Here is a 20259-nt window from a genome sequence, read left to right on the forward strand (position 1 = left end):
AATATCATCGACCGTCAAAATCTCTACGGAATCTACGATCATCGAAGTCCCTACGAAATTCGAAATCATCAAAATCTCTACGGAACCTATGATCGTCAAAGTCTCTACGATTATCAAAATCTCTACGGCGATCACGGTCATCAAAATCTCTACGGCGATCACGGTCATCAAAATCTCTACGGAATCCACGGTCGTCAAAATCCCTACGGAAACCACGATCATCAAAGTCTCTTCGTTCAAAAGGTGGGTCACAATTAATACAGTCACGTTTTGGACCCCATGGAATATGAGGCGGTGGTGGTGGAATTAACCATGGGCATCTTCCAGGAGGACAAAGAATGAAATTTTCTTGTTCTCTGCGATTATTCATAATTAAGATCCTTTCTATTTTCTTAATACATAATATGATTTAATAAAAGAAAAATTTACACATTGAATACAAAAAATTATAAAAATATACATACACAGTATAATAAATTAAAAATTTTGTAATAGAGCTTTTAATAAAGTTGTAAAAGCAAAGTAATTCATTTTATTCACTAAGACAAAAAGGAAAGCAATATGGTACTATGGTATTGTTGTAAAAAGTAGTAATATGGGAGGTATTGTGTTGAAAAAAGAATATGCTGCATATTTATTTGTGACATTTACAGGGGAGAGCGAAGATGGAGAACAAGTATATTTTTCAGTAAGCCGTGATGGCTTACATTGGAGAGATTTAAATTGTGGGAAGCCTGTCTTGACATCCTCCATAGGAGAGAAGGGGGCAAGGGACCCTTTTATCATACGTAGTTGTATCGATAATAAATTTTATATTATTGCGACAGATTTAAGGATTGCAAATGGAAAAGGGTGGGGAACGGCAGTTAATAATGGAAGTAAATCTCTCATTGTTTGGGAATCGGATGATTTAATACATTGGTCAAAAGAAGTAAAAGTTGATGTAGGAGTAGAAGGTGCTGGATGTGTCTGGGCTCCAGAGGCTATCTATGATCATACAAAAGATGCTTATTTTGTATTTTGGGCGTCTATGGTAAAAGGAGATGGAGAAAGTACTCCAAGGCATAAAATTTATAGTTCCTATACAAGAGATTTTAAGAATTTTTCAAAGGCAGAAAAATATATTGTAAGGGATAATGATGTGATAGATACCACAATTATTGAAGATAATGGTATATTCTATCGATTTTCAAAGGATGAAACTGAAAAGAATATTCGAGTTGACAAAGGAAGTACATTAAATAGCGCATCATTCACAAAAATGAGTGCACCAAAAGTTGAAGAGTTAATGGGAGTAGAAGGTCCAGCTATATTTAAGTTTAATGACCGTGAAGAATGGTGTCTTATGTTAGATCAGTATGCAGCGAAAAAGGGATACTTACCATTGGTAACATCAAATTTATCAGAAGGAAATTATCGTATATTAGAGCCAAGTGAATATGATATGGGTCAAAATAAAAAAAGACATGGCTCAATACTTAATATTACAGAAGAGGAATATAATAATTTAAACAAACATTTTACTCTTTCCTTTTCTTTACCACTGTGCTACAATAAAAGATGTCTGTAAAAACTGTAGATGGAGGGTGTTATGCAACAATCAATTAAATTAAGTTTAGATGATTGTGAACAATTATCTTTAATCGGCAGAGCTCTATCTGCAAATACACGCATAGAGATTTTACGATTGTTATGTAATAAAGATATGAATATAAATGAAATAGCAGAATGCTTATCCATACCGCAATCATCAGCAGCAGCTCATGTCAAAGTTTTAGAAGAAACGAATCTTATAAAAACAACGCTTCAACCAGGGGTTCGAGGATCTATGAAACTATGTTCAAAATTAGTTGATGCAATTGATATCTCTCTTGACTCACAGCAAATAAATAAAGAACGCACGGAAATTATCCATATGCCGATTGGAAATTATGTGGATTATAAAGTAGAACCAACTTGTGGTATTGTATCAGAAAAAGGACCGATTGGGCAAGAGGATGAGCCTAGGTGCTTTTATCATCCAGAACGTTATAAGGCAAAATTATTATGGTTTGGAAAAGGATATGTAGAATATCGATTTCCAAATAATATTTTAAAGGATAACAAAGAGAAACGAATTGATCTATCCATGGAACTTTGTGCAGAAGATCATGAGTATAATTTGAATTATCCTTCCGACATTACAGTTTGGATTAATGGGATTGATGCTGGAACTTATTACTGTCCAAGTGACTTTGGCGGTAGAAGAGGAATACTTAATCCAGATTGGTGGCCAGATAAAAATACACAATATGGGGTATTAAAAACCTGGAGTCTTAGAGAAGAAGGTACCTTTATTGATGAAGAGCTAGTTCATAGCACACCGATATCTTCTTATCATTTAGGAGAAACTGAATATATTTCTGTTCGCATTGGTATTAAAGATAATGCAAAGAATGTCGGTGGTATTAACTTATTTGGTGATTGTTTTGGAGATTTCCCACAACATATTAAAATGGTCATTCATTATTAATTTAGTTTAATAGTAGATTACAATAGAGTAAAACAATTTTGATTTATATAAGATAGGAAAAGGAGTAGTACAATGGAGCACTTATTTATCCCAGCAGGGTATAAACCTGCCACTTCAATTAAAGAGACAGAGGGAGCAATTAAACACGTAAAGGATCATTTTGAACGACAACTTGCAAAACAGTTGAATTTAACACGTGTATCTGCACCTTTATTTGTTAAGCCAGAATCCGGTTTAAATGATAATTTAAATGGGGTAGAACGTCCAGTTAGTTTTGGAGTTAAGGAACTAAATGATGAAAAAGTAGAAATTGTACATTCCTTAGCAAAGTGGAAACGTATGGCACTTAAAAAATATGGATTTTCATATGGAGAGGGCCTTTATACAGATATGAATGCGATTCGTCGTGATGAAGATACCGATAACATTCATTCAATTTTTGTGGATCAATGGGACTGGGAAAAGATTATTTTAAAGGATGAACGTAACGTTGAGACTTTAAAATCAGTAGTACGTAGTGTATACCAAGCTCTTAAGGATACAGAACATTATATTGCAGATAAATACGAATACATAGAGGAAATTTTACCAGAAGAAATTGCATTTGTGACTACACAGGAGCTTGAAAATCTATATCCAAATGATACAGCGAAAGAAAGAGAAAATAAAATTGCAAAATTAAAAGGCGCTGTATTTATTATGCAGATTGGTGGAGCCCTTGCTTCTGGTGAACGCCATGATGGTAGAGCCCCAGACTATGATGATTGGGAATTAAATGGTGATATCGTAGTTTATTATCCAGTATTAGATTCAGCACTAGAATTATCCTCCATGGGAATTCGTGTTGATGAAGATTCATTGGTTAAGCAATTGCACATTGCAGGTTGTATGGATCGTGCTGAATTGCCATTCCAGAAGGCATTGATAAATAAAGAACTTCCATACACAATTGGTGGAGGTATTGGTCAGTCAAGAATTTGTATGTTCTTTTTAAGAAAAGCGCATATAGGAGAAGTTCAATCTTCTATCTGGCCAGATAGTGTTTTAAGAGAAGCAGAAGAAGCTTCATTTCCACTATTATAAGAATTATATGTAAAACATAGTTCAAAGATATTTATAAAAGTATATAAACATCGTTCAAAGTATTTATAAAATGAACTTTGTAAAAAGAACTTTAAAAGAAACTGTTATGATTCCATGACAGTTTCTTTTTTTTGAATTTAAAGGATATAAAATCATATGTTCTTTGTCCGATAAATAAAAAAGCTCACGGCTAAGGCTAGGCATGATGTGCTAAAATAGTTAGTTAATTTGGGCTTATATTGTCAGCTTTTGATGTTGAAAAAAATAGAATAACAATGTGAAAATATGAAAAAAGAAGTAAAAAGTAAATCAGTTTGTATAATTTGGATAAAATTTACTAAAATTTATGTGAAATTCTACATAATAAAAAGACTTTACAAATTCGCAACAATAAACTATTATATTTGTATATTACATATCTTACCAATCAAATCTACACAAAATGCAATTTGATAATGCATATTTCGCTAGTTCTAATGGAACTTAGCATATCGTGAACATTCAAACGAGTCAGTGAATAAACTTCCAGAAAAAACAACAAATTACAAACTACAAATAACAAACAACAAAAGTGAAATTTTTATTATTTTTGAGGGGGCTCTTTTATATCGTTGAAAGGGGGAAATAGGGTGAAGATTGCGTTTTGGTCAAATGACCGTAATGCGGGAGTAACAGCAAATCTAGCAGCAATTAGTGTAATTGGACTACATGAAGGCCAAAAAAAGACACTATTACTAGAAAATCATTATAGTTCCAATAACTTAGCTAGATATTTATTTCCATCACGTATGGAATTACTTAAAGAAGTTGAGGTTTATTATTTAGGTCGTGGAACAAGGGATTGTTTAGTACAACAACTTGAGAGAGGGACGAATAAAAAAAGAGCTGAGCTATCAACGATTGAGCTTATTAACGATAGTTTATTTTATCTTCCTCAGAATCGTTTACAGGAAGACTTCTTTGATTACGAATTTCAATGGAATCAGCTACCACTGATTAATCAATTTGAAGAAAAAGGCCATAATATCCTGATTGATACGAAGGTGAATAATAGTATGAGTTCAAAAACAATACTAGATGAGGCGGACTTAGTCGTTGTAAGTTTAAGACAGGACATACGTTCCTTTACTGAGTTTTTTCATGATTATTCCTCTTTATTACATAAAACCTTTTTTATAGTAAGCGATTATCGTCACAACCGTGAGGTGACAATTAGTCATATACAGAAAAGATTTGCTATACCACATAACCGTATTTCTATAATATTGCATAATATTGAATTTGAAAGTGCTCTATTTGAAGGTAGAGTCATTGAATTTATAAATCGTCATATAAATTGCAATAATAATGACCCTAATTTTGAATTCATAAATGAATTAATCAACACTACTAGAAAGATTATGTTCATTAATGATTATAGTAATTATGGGAAAGAAGTAGTGAATTTGGAAAAGAGAGGTATATAAAATGAAAATTGCTTTTAAAAGTTATATTCATGAAGAAAGTTGGTCTAGCTCGATCATTCAAATAATTGCTACAATGAGTAGAATTCTATACGACCAGGAGAGTATCATTTTACAAACGAAATCAGTTAAAAATCAATATGGCATTCCTATTCCGAAAAGGGAGCAGTGCTCTAGGGTGGAACAATTAAAATTAGGAATGGATAAGATATCAAAAAGTATGGTAGCGGGAACTTGTTCAAAAGAATTATTTATAGAATACAGTAGATTATTACAGGACAAAAGCTTCGATTATTTTATAAAGGAACAACCAATTTATTTAAAAGATTACGTAAGTGAACAAGATAAAATAATACTTGATATGATTACATTAGCTGAGCTATGCTACAAAAATGTATATATTGACTGTGGAATAGGGCAAAATGCATGTTCAAGAACTATATTAAAAGAGGCAGATTTAATTTTTATCAACCTAAACTTAGAGGAAAAGAATTTAAGTGATTTAATGTTACAATATGACTTTACCAATCCAAATATATGTCTATTAATAGAGAATGAGGATGATAAGAAAAAGAAATTATCAAACCATATTTTTTATACCTATCCATTTTTGAATGCAAACAACACTTTTTTTATACCAAATAATAGAGAATTTAAAGTTGCAAATTCAGATTCTAAAACAAAAAGTCTTATTTATCAAAATATCTATTGTGAACCTGAGGATGAAAATTATCGTTTTATTGAAGGCATTAAAAATACTGTTTATAAAATAAATGAGATGTCCGCTGAAGGAGCTTCAAATAATGAACAAAAGTGTTTCAAGAATCTTCCAATAAACGAGAAAATAGAAGTTAGTTAAAGACGTACCTTCACATCTTTTTTATCTTAATTTATTTCATTTTATGAGATCCCAGTACCTTAAAAATTAAATAACATATAGCCCTATTAGAAATCATTTAAAAAAGTTGTATACCTTAATTGCAAACTGTATAATATTCTTAGTTCTTTTGAAACTAAAAATTATAAGGAGGTGCTATAATGAATTTTTGTTGGGCAACATTACATGTGAATGATTTTGAGGAATCATTGCATTTTTATCATGATATCTTTGGTCTACCAATTGATAGTAGACATGGTGGAGATGGTTTAAAAATTGCAATGCTTGGAAAAGAAAAGGAAACCAAAATAGAATTATTATGGTCTAAAGATAGTCATGCAAGACCCGGAGGTATCTCAATCGGTATTGAAGTAGATTCATTAGAAAAAACAATAAAACTTTTAAAAGAGCATAATATTAACATAATAAGAGGACCAATTTCACCAAATCCACATGTTCGCTTTTTATTTGTAAATGATCCAAATGGATATGAAATTCAGTTGGTAGAAACAAAATAGCTTAATTAAAAAGGTACGAAATATAATATATTGTGTGCAGATTATTGGTATAACGAGTTAATCTGCACACAATGTAAAAATAGTTATTTTTCGCTTCCCATAAAGAATAAAGCAACTGTTCCTGGTCCAGAATGAGCACCTATGGTAGGTGATACAAAGTTGATTAGGAAATTATTAATTCCAAATCTCTCAGTAATTAAATCAGCAACAAACTGAGCATCGTCAATACAATCCCCATGACTTATAAAAATAATATCATTTTGATATCCTTCTATCTTCGTCGCCATGTTATCAACTAGCGTAGTTAGAGCTTTCTTTCTACCACGAGTTTTTGATAGTGGGATTAAGCGTCCCTCATTATCCACGTGCAAAACAGGTTTTACATTGATAATTGTTCCTATAACTGCCGCAGTTTTAGATACACGACCACCACGTTGTAGATGGAATAAATCATCTACTGTAAATTGATGGCATATATGATGTCTATTTTCATTAACCCAAGCAACAATTTCATCAAATGATTTTCCGGCTTCCTTCATCATTAATGCGTAATGTACTAATAGGCCTTGTCCCATTGAGGCACAAAGAGAATCGATTACAACAATTTTAGCATCTGGGTTTTCATCACATATTTCTTTTGCTGCTACACTAGCATTACTATAGCTACAGCTTAGTGCTGAGGAAAAGCTAATGTGTAGAATATCAAAACCATCTTCTATTTGTTTTGTAAATGCATTATTTATAAATCCAGGGTTGCTTGCCATCGTAGTTGGCATTTGACCATTTCTCATTCGATTATAAAATTCTTCTGGTGATAAATCTGTACTTCCTCCATATACTTCATCATCCATCGTATAATATAAAGGATGGATAAATAGATTATGTTTCTGAATGTAATCTTTCGGTAGATCAGCAGTAGAATCTGTAGATATGATAAACTGTTTCATGGTGATATCTCCTTACCGTTGTGGTATAAAATTTATAGATTAAGAATATATATATAATGAATAAATAAATTCATTCACACATACATGTAGTATTTATTACCATATCTGATTATAGCATACAAAAATTAGCCCTTCAATGTAAAAATAATAACAAATACTTAAGAAAGTTTAAGTATTTTCAATGAAAATGGAATGAGGCATACCTAAGCTCGCTTATGGATGCCGATTGGAGCAACAAGATCATGAACACTTTTTAGTTCATATATTAATAAATTAAAAAGCAAGTAATGAAACAAAAAACTCTTTTCTTAATAGAAATCTTATGCTATAATAGCATGAGTTATAGACAATTAGGAGGTTACGTTATGAAACATATCAAAACATTAAACACTAAAAACTTAAAGGATACAATGAAAAAAGGTGGATGTGGCGAATGCCAGACTTCATGTCAATCCGCTTGTAAAACATCCTGTACAGTAGGAAATCAAAGCTGCGAAAATAGATAGGTAGCAGTTATTTAAAATCCTATGTATACATATAGGGTTATTTGCTAAGTAGCAGATGTGTAATTTAGAGGCAACATTTATTGGGCTGTTACAAAATGTATTGTGTTATTAACATTTTGTAGCAGCTCCTCTAATTCATTGTCTCTTTATTTTTGAAAGGAGTACAACAGTGGTTCATCAATATAAAAGCAATGGATATAATATGGTATTAGATGTCAATAGTGGTATGGTACATGTAGTTGACGATTTAGCATATGATATTATCGCATTGTTTGAAGAAAAAAATAAAGAAGATATCATTTCAGAAATGATAGAAAAATATAGCAAGCCAGAGAACTTAGCTAAGCTTCAAGCAGAAGGTGATGAAGAAATTACACCAGAAAGCTTAAAAGAAGAATGCGAAGCAGTTTATCAGGACATTGCAGATATGAAAGAAGCTGGTAATTTATTCACAGAAGATATCTATGAAGATTACATTGGAAGCTTTAAAAAGCGCGAAACTGTAGTGAAAGCTCTTTGTTTGCATATTGCTCATGATTGTAACCTTGCTTGTCGTTATTGCTTTGCTGAAGAAGGCGAGTACCACGGCAGACGTGCGTTAATGAGCTATGAAGTTGGTAAGCAAGCTCTTGATTTTTTAATTGCTAATTCAGGTAATAGAAAAAATCTAGAAGTAGATTTCTTTGGTGGAGAGCCACTAATGAATTTCCAGGTAGTAAAAGATCTTGTTGCTTATGGTAGAGAGCAAGAAAAGATTCATAATAAAAAATTCCGTTTCACATTAACTACGAACGGTGTATTACTTAATGATGAAGTAATGGAATTTGCAAATAAAGAAATGAGTAACGTCGTTTTAAGTATTGACGGTAGAAAAGAAGTCAATGATAAAATGCGTCCATTCCGTAATGGAGCAGGAAGTTATGATTTAATCATTCCTAAGTTCCAGAAGCTTGCAGAGAGTAGAAATCAAACAAATTATTATGTAAGAGGAACATTTACTCACAATAATTTAGATTTTGCTGAGGATGTAAAGCATTTAGCAGAATTAGGATTTAAACAGATTTCTGTAGAACCAGTAGTTGCTCAGCCAGAAGAAGAATATTCCTTAAAAGAAGAAGATCTTCCAAAATGTATGGAAGAATATGATAAACTTGCAAACTACATCATTGAGTCAAGAAAGGCTGGAAAATGGTTTAACTTTTTCCACTTTATGATTGATTTAAGTGGTGGTCCTTGTGTTGCAAAACGTTTATCTGGATGTGGTTCAGGAACAGAATATTTAGCAGTTACTCCATGGGGTGATTTATATCCATGTCATCAATTTGTTGGTGAAGAAGAATACTTACTTGGTAATGTTTACGAAGGTGTTAAGGCAACTGAAATTCGTGAAGAATTTAAGTGCAGTAATGTGTATTCTAAGAGTAAATGTAAAGATTGCTTTGCGAAATTTTATTGTAGCGGTGGATGTGCTGCAAATGCATATAAATTCCATGGTGACATTAATGATGCTTATGATATTGGCTGCGAACTTCAAAGAAAACGTGTAGAATGTGCACTTATGATTAAAGCAGCGGAAGCTGAATTAGGTCTTGAATAATTATAAATATTAATAGAAAGAGCATTGATAAACATAGGAAACTATTTTATAAATGCTCTTTTTGCATTATATTTCATAGTAGATTGCTAATGTTTATTAAGTTGAAAAAAGACTATTTCATAACAGATTGCTAATGTTTATTAAGTTGAAAAAAGACTATTTCATAACAGATTGCTAATGTTTACTAAGTTGAAAAAAAGACTATTTCATGTTATCTTTAAATGTGAAATATTAAAATGTATGTTCATAATTGATGAACATACATTTTAATTCAGGTAGGTTTGGTTGACTACATGCAATATGATAAATGTTAATGAGTTCCAGAAGGAAACACATAATGAATAGATGTATAATGCAACAGCCCTCCTAATTTCATGTGCACGTTTCGTACAGATAGGAGTAATATATGAAAGAAAAATGGATATTAGAAGCAAAAAAAGCAGATTTTAATGCTATAGGTATGAAATATAATATAAATCCCGTATTAGCACGTATTATGGTGAATCGAGGAATCTCTGAAGATAATCAAATAAGAAAGTATTTATTTGGAACCTTTGAAGACATGCATGATCCAAGGCAGATGAAAGATCTAGAAAAAGCTGCTAGTATGCTTGCTAATGCGATAAAAACCAATCAGATTATTACAATTGCAACGGATTTTGATAATGATGGATTATTGTCTGGGCATACTTTACATACCGCAATTAAGCGTATTGGAGGAAAAGCAATTATTGATGCACCAAATAGGGTGTTAGAAGGTTATGGACTTAATCGACGTATTGTTGATGATGCGCTTTTGGCTGGTAGTAAGTTTTTAATTACTTGTGATAATGGGATTGCCGCATTTGATGCAATTGAATATGCGAAAGAGCTAGGTTTTACGGTGGTTGTAACAGATCATCATGAAGTTGGCTTTGAGGAAGATGAGAGTGGAGTAAGACGTTTTATTTTACCGAAAGCAGATGCAATTGTGAATCCAAAGCAGAGTGATTGCCATTATCCTTTTAAAGGTTTATGCGGTGCTGGAGTTGTGTTTAAGTTAATTCAAGTTCTTTATGAGCTCTTTGATATACCAAGTGAGGAATTATATGAATTGCTAGAATTTACAGCTATTGCAACCGTAGCAGATGTTATGGATTTAGTGGATGAAAATCGTATCATTGTAAAAAAAGGTTTGGAACGCATCAAAGATACTAAAAATCTTGGTTTAAAGGCATTAATTGAAGAAAATCAATTACGTAAAGATAAAATAAGTGCCTATCATATAGGATTTATTATTGGTCCATGCTTTAATGCAGCTGGAAGGCTGGAAACTGTGAAGCTAGCCTTTGATCTTTTGCAAGCTAAGACAGAGGATGAGGCCAATAGACTCGCCGTAGAGTTAAAAGAATTAAATGATAGTAGAAAAGATCTTACTCTAAAAGGGGTTGAGCAAGCATTTGATATTATTGATTCAACAGATTTAAAAGATGACAAGGTATTACTTGTTAAGTTAAAAGATACCCATGAAAGTTTGGTAGGAATTATAGCTGGACGAGTACGTGAAATGTACCACAAGCCTGCTATTGTGTTTACAAATGTAGAAGATGGCCTAAAAGGATCTGGTAGATCCATCGAAGCCTACAATATGTTTGAAGAGTTAAATAGTTGTAGAGATTTACTTAGTCGTTTTGGTGGTCATAAAATGGCGGCGGGTCTTTCTTTAAAAGAAGAAAATTATGACGAACTAAGAAGACGATTAAATGAAGAAAGTACTCTTACCGAAGAAGATTTTATACCGACGGTTCGTATTGATGTACCTATGCCCATTGGTTATATCACAGAAAAGTTTGTAGATGAGTTAGAATTACTCGAGCCTTTTGGAAAAGGAAATTCAAAACCAATATTTGCGGAACAACATTTTAATATTTGTAGTGGTAAAATTCTTGGGAAGAATCAAAATGTACTAAAGATGATTTTAATGAATCAGAATGGTTCTATTATTGAAGCACTATATTTTGGAGATATTGATAAGTTCAATGAGTTTTTAACAGATGAATATGGAGAAGTTGAAGTTTCTAATATGTATAAAGGAAGAAATTCATCCATCGACGTTGCATTTACTTATTATCCAAGTATTAATGAATACATGGGGAATAAGACAACTCAGATTATTATTCAAAATTACTGCAGAATTAAGCGTTAGACAAAAAGTGATAAAGTATCGAGTATAGAATTAAAAGTATAGAATCAAAGATAGAGAATCATAAATATAAATCTAAAATAAAAATAGAAAGGACTGCTTTATTTATATAATCAAAGCAGTTAAGAGGAAGCATATGCAAGAAGAATTAATGAATAAAAACACAGATTTAAAAGAATTATTTGTACAGCAAAAGTATGAGGAAATGATAGAGTTCTTAGATGGACTTACTAACGAAGAAAAGATTGAATTAGCATATTTTAATATGGAAGTTATAGAGAAGTATTATAATACTCAAAAATATGATTTAATTAAACAGTATTTAACATTTGTTGCATATTGCAGTTTTATATTTGAATATACTGCAAAAAGTGGATTATTAGAGGAAACAAAGGTAGAAGAGTGGAATACATTATTTGCAAATATCTTTGAAATTGTAAAAAGATAGATTGCGAATGCCTTTTAACGAAGGAATATATCATAATAATTAGTTGTTTAAAATTGAACGATTAGAATAAGAATCTAAGATATCAATATAGACAAGATAACAATTAAGATAAAGATTAAAAAGAAGAAACTCGTAGGATTAAAAGTAATCAAGGAGTTTCTTCTTTTATAATAGAAAAAGTATTTAAAAAGCTTCTTATTTATTCAATATAAATCTACTTCAGGAGAGCTTTCATTTCTATATTAAAAAGTATTCATATCTCTAATCAATTCGACGAAATTGATTGGAGGAAATTAATGCAGGACGTAATGCCGTATATAAGATTACTGCAACAATAACCGCTGCAATCGCATTAACAAAGGTAGTACTAGCACCGATTTTAGCCCAGATAGAAGCAACGTCTGCAGGAATATTTAATACATAGCGTTTGTAAAAGTAACCAACAAGTGGATCTGCAACGACATTAAAAGCCATTCCACAAGTAGAGGAAATAATTGCGATTCGAAGAATTTTTTTCTTATTATGCTCTTTGCTAATATGGAATATTTTATGGGCAACAAAACCAACAATTAGGCCAATGCATAGTTTTAAAATAAGAGTTTTAGGTGCGCTAGTTACGTAATCAGAGGTTAAATCTGCAATTGTCATACCGATGGAGCCAGCGAGTCCTCCCCATAATCCACCTAGCAATAAAGCAGCTAGGACACAAAAAGTGTTCCCAATATGAAGGGCAGTTTTTTCTGTACCAACAGGGATTGGTATTTTAAGATATTGAAAGCCAATATAGCAAAGGGCAGCAAGTAAAGCTGCTTGAGTCATTGTTTTAACTTGATCAGAATGAGATTCATTGGTTGTTGATTGCTTTTTTATAAGTAAGTAAAGACTCGTTAATACTAAAATCACTCCAATGATTAAAGCAATTAAACTGTAAATAATTAAAGTATCATTGGCGGTTACTCCAACGTCGATTTTACTCTTATAACCATAAATAAGTAGAGCAATGGATACGCATGTAAGTAATATTCCGATGATTAAATTCAGCCGTTTCGTTTTTAAGTTTGTTTTCATAAGTAGTCCTCCCTATCATCTACATCTGTATTATCCGTATATTACCATTTAACTGGCAATGTGAAAACGACCAGATTAAGAGTTTTTAGACATACCAGAAGGCATACACCTTTGATGACTATTCCTGTTAGTAGAATAAATTTAATGAAAAAGGAGCTTTAGCAAAAATATGCTTAAGCTCCTTAAATATAACCTTTTTACTAAGTAGTAATAGGATTTGCGAATATCTGTTTTACTATTCTTAAATTTATTCAGTAATCATAGCCTTTACGTGTTTTAGTGCACCAGATATTGCAGGAACGAAAAGTAATACCACAGTAATAATAGCTTCTGGTATTATGTACATACCATTATAAACTAGCGAATAAACAGGAGCGCTCATACCAGAACCTTCTGCATAAGATGCGAAGAATATAAGGCCTGATAAAAAAGAAAAGAAATAACGTCCAAGAACACCTGTGATATAACCCTTAATTAGTCCGTTCTTTTTATTCGAAAAGATACCGGATAATCCCAAAGCACCAAACGCAAGAGGATAATCTACAAGCATCTGTACTGGGGTGTAAAAGATAGGATCAATTACGAACTGTAATAGACCGTAAGCTATTGCAGTAATAATACCAATCTTAGCTCCATACCAATAACCAATTAAAGCTATGAAAAACATACTAAACAATGTAACGGAACCACCCATAGGTAATTCTAAAAATTTGAAAAAAGAAGTAACTAAACCAAGAGCCATAGCAAGTGCTGAAAATACAAGCTGTTTTGTGGTATAGGTTAGTGCTTTTTCTTTTTTCGGGCGTAATAAAAGTGCAATTACGATTAATCCGATAATAACTGCAATTACGGTTATTACACCACTTTTTGTTAGTTGGAAGACATTTTCATCCCAACTATTTGTTGTAGCTTTCGCTAGAAAATCAAACATAAAAAAATCCTCCTTATGATAAAAGCATAGGAGGGAACCACGATTATAGCTTCCTTCCGCCGGTATTATCCGGATCAAGTCATGAGGGTCAGTACGTACACAAAATAGGTGCAGTACTTCTCAGCGTGGAGCTCCCCTAGCACATTCAGTATAGCAATAATATAAAAAATGTCAACACGTAAATTGCATAATTATGTAATTTGAATGCAGAATTTACGTAGATAAGGGGTAAAATATGCTTGTATTTCATGCTTTAATTCAATATAATTAGATAGGTTAAACAATTAACCAACCCAAAGATTTCATTGGTATTTAGTTCATGATATAATGAAAGTGGAGTGAGGTACATAAAAGCTCCATTGCAATGAAATTATAAATGTTAGTAACAATAAGTTAATAATAGATTCGTGAAAGATTTATTTACAGCTTGATAGGAGGAGATATGAGAAACATTCAATTAACAATTGAGTATGATGGCTCAAGATATGATGGTTGGCAAAAACAAGTTGGCAACTCAAAAAGTATAACAATTCAAGACAAAATAGAGGAAGTCTTAAGTCGAATGGATAACGAAAAAGTCGAGGTGTGTGGTGCAGCAAGAACAGAAGCTGGAGTCCATGCATATCGTCAGATTGCAAATTTCCATACTAATACAGATTTAAAGGTGTATGAAATAAAGCATTATTTAAATCGATTTTTACCAAGAGACATTGCAGTAGTAGAAGCCTTAGAGGTACCAGAACGTTTTCATGCAAGCTTTAATGCAAAAGCTTTTGTCTATGAATATAAGATTACAACTGGAGAGGTTCCATCTGTATTTGATAGAAAATATAATTATTACAGTTTTAAGCGCTTAGACATTGGTCAAATGCAAAAAGCTGCGAAATATTTTATAGGTAATCATGATTTTAAAGCGCTTTCTGATAATAAGCGAATGAAAAAATCAACGATTCGAACCATTCATGATATTGATATTTACGGGGATAACAAGGAAATAGTAATTACCGTAAAGGGAGATGATTTTTGGCCTCATATGGTGCGAATTCTTGTGGGCACTTTAATGGAAGTAGGACTTGGAAATTGTGAACCAAGTAAAATGGAGGAAATCATCAGTAGTAAAAATAGAGAGCTGGCTGGACCAACGGCGGAAGCTAAAGGGCTGTTTTTAGTAGATGTTCTTTATTAAATACATCTAGGATCTAAGGGAGGTAGTTATGGAAAAGTATAAAATAATGGTTAAGGGCATTGTAAAATATGAAAACAAATATTTATTAGTAAAGCGTTGGTATGACGATCGAATAATTAATCCATATCAATGGGAGTTTATCGATGGAAAAATAGAGTTTGGGGAATCACCAGATAAAGCCGTGATACGTGTGATTAAGGAAAACCTTGGTCTTGATGCCATTATAAATCGTATCTTGTATACGTGGACGTATACTGTAGGGGATGTATTTCATATAGGTATTTGTTATGAATGCTATGGTAGCCAAACCGAGATTATTTTGTCTGAAGATTTACATGACTATCGTTTTATTTCACGTGAAGAGTTAGATCAATATATTGAAAATAAAAACATTTTAGAAGATATAAATAGGGCAGACTTGTAATTTGAAAGGAGGCAATAAGATGATAACCTTAATAAAAAATGGATATGTAATCGACCCAGCGACTGGGACAGAAGGAAAGTATGATGTATTAATTGAAGATGGTTTAATTAAGGCAGTAGAGCAAGAAATTAATGCGAACGCAGATGAAGTAATTGATGCTGCTGATAAATATGTAATGCCTGGTTTTATTGACTTGCACGTTCATTTAAGAGAGCCAGGATTTGAATATAAAGAGACCATAAAAACAGGAGCAATGTCAGCTGCAGCAGGAGGATACACAACCATTTGTCCGATGCCAAATACCAATCCTGTAATCGATAGTAAAGAGATGGTGGAATATTTGCTTACGAAAGCAAAGGAAGATTCCGTTGTCAATATTATACCAATCGGCGCTGTTACAATCGGTCAAATGGGAAAAGAGTTAGCAGACATAAAAGGTATGGCAAGTGCTGGTGCGTTAGCTATTAGTGAAGATGGAAAGTCTGTTATGGATGTTAATTTATATGTCGAAGGTATGAAGGCTGCAAAAGAGGCTGGGATAGCGGTTTTTGCACATTGCGAAGATAAGGTATTGGTTCGCGGTGGTTGTATGAACGCAGGAAAAAAGGCGGAAGAATTAGGTTTTAATGGAATAACCAATGCCGTGGAAGATGTTATCACAGCAAGAGATATCTTTTTGGCGAAAGAGACTGGTGTTTCATTACACTTATGTCACTGCTCAACAAGTGATTCAGTAAGATTAGTACAAATGGCAAAAGAAATGGGTTTACCAGTAACTGCTGAAGTATGCCCACATCATTTTACAATGTCAGATGACGAAATACCAGGAGATGATGCAGATTATAAGATGAATCCTCCTCTTAGAAGTAAAATGGATGTAGATGCGTTAAAAGAAGGCCTTAAGAATAATATTATGGATGTGATTGCAACGGATCATGCTCCACATGGTGAAGAAGAAAAGAAACGTTCTATGAAATCAGCACCATTTGGAATTGTTGGTTTGGAGACAGCATTTGCATTAACAATGACTGAACTTGTAAATAAGGGATATTTAACTCCAATGCAAATGGTAGAAAAAATGAGTTATAATCCTGCAAAAGTGCTTGGAATTGATAAAGGTAGCCTTGCCCCAGGTAAGGTTGCAGATGTAGTTATTGCAGATCCAAAAGCTTCATATAAGATTGATAAAAATACATTTTTATCGAAGGGAAAGAATACACCATTTCATGGAAAAGAAGTGGTAGGTAAGGTAGTATTGACCATGGTAAACGGTAATATTGTATTTGAAAATAAATAAAATAATATAAGTGGAAAGGCTAGAGAAAAAATGATAAACAAATTAATTAAGAAAATCGAAGATAACAAAGCACCTATCGTTGTTGGACTTGACCCAATGTTAAGTTATATTCCAGAACATATTAAAACAAAAGCATATGCAGAGTTTGGGGAAACCTTAGAGGGCGCTGCAGAAGCAATTTGGCAATATAATAAAGGAATTGTAGATGCAACTTACGATTTAATCCCTGCTGTTAAGCCTCAAATCGCTATGTATGAGCAATTTGGGATACCAGGAATGATTGCTTTTAAAAAGACAGTTGATTACTGTAAAGAAAAAGATTTGGTTATCATTGGAGATATTAAACGTGGAGATATCGGCTCTACAAGTGCGGCGTATGCGACAGGACATCTTGGAAAAGTAACTGTTGGAAGCAAGTCTTACTATGGATTTGATGAAGACTTTGTTACAGTAAATCCATATCTTGGTTCTGATGGAGTGTTACCATTTATTGATGTTTGTAAAGAAGAAAAGAAAGGATTATTCATCCTTGTTAAAACTTCAAATCCTTCTAGTGGGGAATTCCAAGATCAGTTAATCGATGGAAAGCCATTATATGAATTGGTTGGTAAAAAGGTAGCTGAATGGGGTGAAATGTGCATGGGTGAATCCTATAGCTATATTGGAGCAGTTGTTGGAGCTACTTATCCTGAGATGGGTAAAGTCCTTCGTAAGCTAATGCCTAAAAACTATATATTAGTTCCAGGATATGGTGCACAAGGTGGAAAAGGCTCAGACTTAGTACATTTCTTTAATGAGGATGGCTTAGGAGCAATTATCAACTCTTCAAGAGGTATCATTGCTGCATATAAGCAGGCTGGATATGAGAAGTTTGGTGAAGAAGCATATGCAGATGCATCAAGAAAAGCAGTAATTGATATGTGTGAAGATATTAAATCGGCACTTGTAAAGAAATAATGATATCGCAAAAGGTGGATCGGAAAAAAGATGAGTAATAATTTAGTTAGCGATATGACAAATGGGAATCCCACGAAGCTATTGATACGTTTTGCAATTCCAATGCTGATAGGAAATTTATTTCAACAAATTTACAACATGGCAGATGCTATTATTGTTGGTAAGTTTGGAGGAGAAAATGGACCAAATGCTTTAGCAGCAGTAGGTTCTGTATCCTCTTTAAACTTTTTAGTAGTTTCATTAACCATGGGACTTGCAGTTGGTATTGGTGTTGTTATATCTCAATATTTTGGAGCAAAGGACTATGAAAATGTAAAGCGTAGCTTCGCAACCGGTACTTATATGATCATTATAGTGTCTCTTATTATGGGAGCTTTGGGATTTATCTTTAGTAGAGAGTTTTTGGAATTATTAAATACTCCAAGTGCTATTATAGATGACGCTGATATTTACTTTAAGATTTGTTGTCTTGGTATTGTAGGCAATGCAGGTTATAATGGTATGGCAGCAGTTATGAGAGCATTAGGTGATTCTATTACACCACTTAGATTTTTAGTAATTGCATGTATTGTTAATATTGTACTGGATTTAATTTTTGTTATAGTCTTTCATATGGGAGTTCCTGGAGTAGCGATTGCAACGATTATTTCACAAGCAGTTTCGGCAATTGGATGCATTACATATGCATTGAAAAAAGTAGAATTACTACGTATTCCAATAAAAGAATTTGTACCTAATAAAACAATCGTGAGAAAATGTATTACATTAGGTTTGCCAGCTGCATTTCAGAACTCGTTAGTAGCACTATCAACGATTGTGATACAGCGTGTAACAAATAACTACGGAGAAACAGTTGTAGCTGCATCAACGGCAGCTGCAAGATTAGAGCAACTTGTATTACAACCAGGAATGTCATTAGGTTTAGCAGTTTCTAACTATACGGGACAAAATATTGGAGCTGGAAGAATAGACCGTGCAAAACAGGGATTTTGGGCAGCTACTAAAATTATTACAATCTTTAGCCTTATCATGACTCCACTTGTTTATTTTGGTGGAGGATGGATTATGAAGCTATTTACAGATGAACCACTAGTTTCAGAGATTGGACTAGAAGCAATTCGAGTAACATCATTATTTTATATACCGGTAGGTATGATATATGTTTCAAGAAATTTACTAAGTGGTTCTGGTGATATGAAGATTCCTATGATTATGGGATTATCTGAGGTGTTATGTAGAGTTGTATTTGCAAACATTTTAACCACAATCCCAGCCATTGGATTTATGGGAATTTGGTGGGCGTCAGGACTTAACTGGTTTATCACTGGTAGCATTGGATGTATTCGTTATGCTACAGGTAAATGGAAATATAAATCCATTGTTGAACATAAAACCACATAATATAAATATTAAAAGGTACTGTTGCAAAATAGAGTTTTAAAGCAGTTAAAACATTTCTATTTTGTGTCGGTACCTTTTTAATTTATAGGAAATAAAAGCATAAATGAGTTGTTATTATTTCTCATTTATCATTGTTTGCTTCTCGGTCTTTTGAATGAGATCGCGTTTTTTTAGTTTAGATTTAATGACTAATAAGATGATTATTAGTATTGTTGGGATAATTATGGCCTCAAATTTATGATAATATTGTAAAACAAGTTCCCAATTATCTTGTAGATAATAGCCAATTCCGATCAATATGATATTCCAGATGGTGATTCCAAGAAAGGAGTAACTAAAGTAAGTATGTATCGGTTGTTTAGCCGCTCCTGCGATAAATGCTATATACGTACGACATATAGGGATCATACGTCCAATGCATACTGCATAACTACCATAATTGTTAAACTTGTCATAAGAGGAGTTGATTCCTTTTTCTGTTTTCGGAAAACGTTTTGTAATCTTATTAAGTAATGCATTACCACCAAATCTTCCAACCATGTAACAAAAGCTGGTACCGATCATTCCAGCAATAACACTTGTAAATATTATTATAATAAATGGAATTTGCTTTCCAGAAGCAACGGCACCAGAAAAAGGAAGAACGATTTCACTTGAAACAGGAAAGCAAGCATATTCAAGCATAATGATTATGAACATTGCAAGCAAACCATGATTCGATATAAATTGAATTAAAGAATTCATAAAAGCCCCTAATATGTTGATTTGATACAATATATGTGAGTTTTATATTCCTATTCAAAGTTTTTTTAGTACAAAATTATTAATAAAAAAATGTATCAATGTATACAAATGGTGAAAG

At 32.7% G+C, this 20259-nt stretch carries 20 protein-coding genes and 1 riboswitch; of the genes, 15 read left to right on the forward strand and 5 right to left on the reverse strand.

Annotated features, from left to right (window positions below):
* Positions 1 to 4: 4 nt before the first annotated feature.
* Positions 5 to 370: a hypothetical protein gene (locus BN4220_RS09955; protein WP_066715752.1), complete on the reverse strand. Its 366-nt coding sequence runs from the start codon at positions 368 to 370 to the stop codon at positions 5 to 7.
* Between the two features lie 240 nt (positions 371 to 610).
* Here BN4220_RS09955 and BN4220_RS09960 point away from each other — a divergent pair, with 240 nt between their 5' ends.
* The 6 genes from BN4220_RS09960 to BN4220_RS09985 all read left to right on the forward strand — a co-directional run bounded on the left by BN4220_RS09960 (position 611) and on the right by BN4220_RS09985 (position 6453).
* Entirely contained in the window at positions 611 to 1570 is a 960-nt protein-coding gene (locus tag BN4220_RS09960; protein ID WP_066715753.1) for a family 43 glycosylhydrolase, read from the forward strand.
* Positions 1571 to 1591: 21 nt separating this feature from the next.
* Positions 1592 to 2512 (forward strand): ArsR/SmtB family transcription factor, encoded by a 921-nt coding sequence (locus BN4220_RS09965; protein WP_066715754.1) that lies wholly within the window; start codon positions 1592 to 1594, stop codon positions 2510 to 2512.
* Between the two features lie 72 nt (positions 2513 to 2584).
* Entirely contained in the window at positions 2585 to 3595 is a 1011-nt protein-coding gene (gene asnA / locus BN4220_RS09970; RefSeq protein WP_066715755.1) for an aspartate--ammonia ligase, read from the forward strand.
* A 629-nt stretch (positions 3596 to 4224) separates the two neighbouring features.
* Positions 4225 to 5061: a hypothetical protein gene (locus BN4220_RS09975; RefSeq protein ID WP_066715756.1), complete on the forward strand. Its 837-nt coding sequence runs from the start codon at positions 4225 to 4227 to the stop codon at positions 5059 to 5061.
* A gap of 1 nt (position 5062) precedes the next feature.
* Entirely contained in the window at positions 5063 to 5917 is an 855-nt protein-coding gene (locus BN4220_RS09980) for a hypothetical protein (RefSeq protein ID WP_066715757.1), read from the forward strand.
* A gap of 179 nt (positions 5918 to 6096) precedes the next feature.
* On the forward strand, positions 6097 to 6453 hold the full coding sequence (locus BN4220_RS09985; protein WP_066715758.1) for a VOC family protein: 357 nt from the start codon (positions 6097 to 6099) through the stop codon (positions 6451 to 6453).
* Between the two features lie 83 nt (positions 6454 to 6536).
* Here the strand turns inward: BN4220_RS09985 and BN4220_RS09990 are convergent, their stop codons facing one another.
* Entirely contained in the window at positions 6537 to 7400 is an 864-nt protein-coding gene (locus tag BN4220_RS09990) for a DegV family protein (RefSeq protein WP_066715759.1), read from the reverse strand.
* Between the two features lie 365 nt (positions 7401 to 7765).
* Between BN4220_RS09990 and scfA the strand changes: the two genes are divergently transcribed.
* From scfA to BN4220_RS10010, 4 genes are all read left to right on the forward strand, one after another.
* Positions 7766 to 7906: a six-cysteine ranthipeptide SCIFF gene (gene scfA / locus BN4220_RS09995; RefSeq protein WP_066715760.1), complete on the forward strand. Its 141-nt coding sequence runs from the start codon at positions 7766 to 7768 to the stop codon at positions 7904 to 7906.
* A gap of 169 nt (positions 7907 to 8075) precedes the next feature.
* Positions 8076 to 9503, forward strand: coding sequence for a thioether cross-link-forming SCIFF peptide maturase (gene scfB, locus BN4220_RS10000; RefSeq protein WP_066715761.1), 1428 nt, complete (start codon positions 8076 to 8078; stop codon positions 9501 to 9503).
* 406 nt (positions 9504 to 9909) lie between these two features.
* On the forward strand, positions 9910 to 11688 hold the full coding sequence (gene recJ, locus BN4220_RS10005) for a single-stranded-DNA-specific exonuclease RecJ (RefSeq protein ID WP_066715762.1): 1779 nt from the start codon (positions 9910 to 9912) through the stop codon (positions 11686 to 11688).
* 133 nt (positions 11689 to 11821) lie between these two features.
* Positions 11822 to 12133 carry a hypothetical protein gene (locus tag BN4220_RS10010; RefSeq protein ID WP_066715763.1) on the forward strand — a complete coding sequence of 104 codons (312 nt, stop codon included), beginning with the start codon at positions 11822 to 11824 and terminating at the stop codon, positions 12131 to 12133.
* A 261-nt stretch (positions 12134 to 12394) separates the two neighbouring features.
* On the opposite strand, the gene BN4220_RS10015 is transcribed toward BN4220_RS10010, so the two are convergent.
* Both BN4220_RS10015 and BN4220_RS10020 read right to left on the reverse strand, forming a co-directional pair.
* A complete protein-coding gene (locus tag BN4220_RS10015) occupies positions 12395 to 13201 on the reverse strand; it encodes an ECF transporter S component (RefSeq protein WP_082812255.1) in 807 nt (268 codons plus the stop codon).
* 247 nt (positions 13202 to 13448) lie between these two features.
* Complete coding sequence (locus BN4220_RS10020) at positions 13449 to 14132, reverse strand: energy-coupled thiamine transporter ThiT (RefSeq protein ID WP_066715764.1); 684 nt, start codon at positions 14130 to 14132, stop codon at positions 13449 to 13451.
* Positions 14133 to 14166: 34 nt separating this feature from the next.
* Positions 14167 to 14280, reverse strand: a riboswitch (TPP riboswitch).
* 294 nt (positions 14281 to 14574) lie between these two features.
* Between BN4220_RS10020 and truA the strand changes: the two genes are divergently transcribed.
* From truA to BN4220_RS10045, 5 genes are read left to right on the forward strand one after another with little or no spacing between them, the layout of a single operon-like run.
* A complete protein-coding gene (truA, locus tag BN4220_RS10025; RefSeq protein WP_066715765.1) occupies positions 14575 to 15318 on the forward strand; it encodes a tRNA pseudouridine(38-40) synthase TruA in 744 nt (247 codons plus the stop codon).
* Positions 15319 to 15346: 28 nt separating this feature from the next.
* Entirely contained in the window at positions 15347 to 15742 is a 396-nt protein-coding gene (locus BN4220_RS10030; RefSeq protein ID WP_066715766.1) for an NUDIX domain-containing protein, read from the forward strand.
* 19 nt (positions 15743 to 15761) lie between these two features.
* A complete protein-coding gene (locus tag BN4220_RS10035) occupies positions 15762 to 17039 on the forward strand; it encodes a dihydroorotase (protein ID WP_066715767.1) in 1278 nt (425 codons plus the stop codon).
* Positions 17040 to 17069: 30 nt separating this feature from the next.
* Positions 17070 to 17996, forward strand: a complete 927-nt coding sequence (gene pyrF / locus BN4220_RS10040; protein ID WP_066715768.1) for an orotidine-5'-phosphate decarboxylase — start codon at positions 17070 to 17072, stop codon at positions 17994 to 17996.
* A 30-nt stretch (positions 17997 to 18026) separates the two neighbouring features.
* Positions 18027 to 19397, forward strand: coding sequence for an MATE family efflux transporter (locus BN4220_RS10045; protein ID WP_066715769.1), 1371 nt, complete (start codon positions 18027 to 18029; stop codon positions 19395 to 19397).
* 114 nt (positions 19398 to 19511) lie between these two features.
* Here BN4220_RS10045 and BN4220_RS10050 read toward each other — a convergent pair whose 3' ends face one another.
* Positions 19512 to 20141, reverse strand: a complete 630-nt coding sequence (locus BN4220_RS10050; protein WP_066715770.1) for a DedA family protein — start codon at positions 20139 to 20141, stop codon at positions 19512 to 19514.
* Positions 20142 to 20259 lie beyond the last annotated feature (118 nt).

The organism is Clostridium sp. Marseille-P299 (genome assembly GCF_900078195.1).
GTDB lineage: Bacteria > Bacillota > Clostridia > Lachnospirales > Lachnospiraceae > Lachnoclostridium.

What these genes read in the sequence shown, in the direction of transcription:
- BN4220_RS10050 (WP_066715770.1), bottom strand. Translation starts at nt 20,141, where the DNA reads ATGAATTCTTTAATTCAATTTATATCGAATCATGGTTTGCTTGCAATG.
- scfA (WP_066715760.1), top strand. Translation starts at nt 7,766, where the DNA reads ATGAAACATATCAAAACATTAAACACTAAAAACTTAAAGGATACAATG.
- BN4220_RS10015 (WP_082812255.1), bottom strand. Translation starts at nt 13,201, where the DNA reads ATGAAAACAAACTTAAAAACGAAACGGCTGAATTTAATCATCGGAATA.
- BN4220_RS10020 (WP_066715764.1), bottom strand. Translation starts at nt 14,132, where the DNA reads ATGTTTGATTTTCTAGCGAAAGCTACAACAAATAGTTGGGATGAAAAT.
- BN4220_RS09955 (WP_066715752.1), bottom strand. Translation starts at nt 370, where the DNA reads ATGAATAATCGCAGAGAACAAGAAAATTTCATTCTTTGTCCTCCTGGA.
- BN4220_RS09980 (WP_066715757.1), top strand. Translation starts at nt 5,063, where the DNA reads ATGAAAATTGCTTTTAAAAGTTATATTCATGAAGAAAGTTGGTCTAGC.
- BN4220_RS10035 (WP_066715767.1), top strand. Translation starts at nt 15,762, where the DNA reads ATGATAACCTTAATAAAAAATGGATATGTAATCGACCCAGCGACTGGG.
- BN4220_RS10030 (WP_066715766.1), top strand. Translation starts at nt 15,347, where the DNA reads ATGGAAAAGTATAAAATAATGGTTAAGGGCATTGTAAAATATGAAAAC.
- BN4220_RS09985 (WP_066715758.1), top strand. Translation starts at nt 6,097, where the DNA reads ATGAATTTTTGTTGGGCAACATTACATGTGAATGATTTTGAGGAATCA.
- BN4220_RS10045 (WP_066715769.1), top strand. Translation starts at nt 18,027, where the DNA reads ATGAGTAATAATTTAGTTAGCGATATGACAAATGGGAATCCCACGAAG.
- BN4220_RS09965 (WP_066715754.1), top strand. Translation starts at nt 1,592, where the DNA reads ATGCAACAATCAATTAAATTAAGTTTAGATGATTGTGAACAATTATCT.
- asnA (WP_066715755.1), top strand. Translation starts at nt 2,585, where the DNA reads ATGGAGCACTTATTTATCCCAGCAGGGTATAAACCTGCCACTTCAATT.
- BN4220_RS10010 (WP_066715763.1), top strand. Translation starts at nt 11,822, where the DNA reads ATGCAAGAAGAATTAATGAATAAAAACACAGATTTAAAAGAATTATTT.
- truA (WP_066715765.1), top strand. Translation starts at nt 14,575, where the DNA reads ATGAGAAACATTCAATTAACAATTGAGTATGATGGCTCAAGATATGAT.
- BN4220_RS09990 (WP_066715759.1), bottom strand. Translation starts at nt 7,400, where the DNA reads ATGAAACAGTTTATCATATCTACAGATTCTACTGCTGATCTACCGAAA.
- pyrF (WP_066715768.1), top strand. Translation starts at nt 17,070, where the DNA reads ATGATAAACAAATTAATTAAGAAAATCGAAGATAACAAAGCACCTATC.
- recJ (WP_066715762.1), top strand. Translation starts at nt 9,910, where the DNA reads ATGAAAGAAAAATGGATATTAGAAGCAAAAAAAGCAGATTTTAATGCT.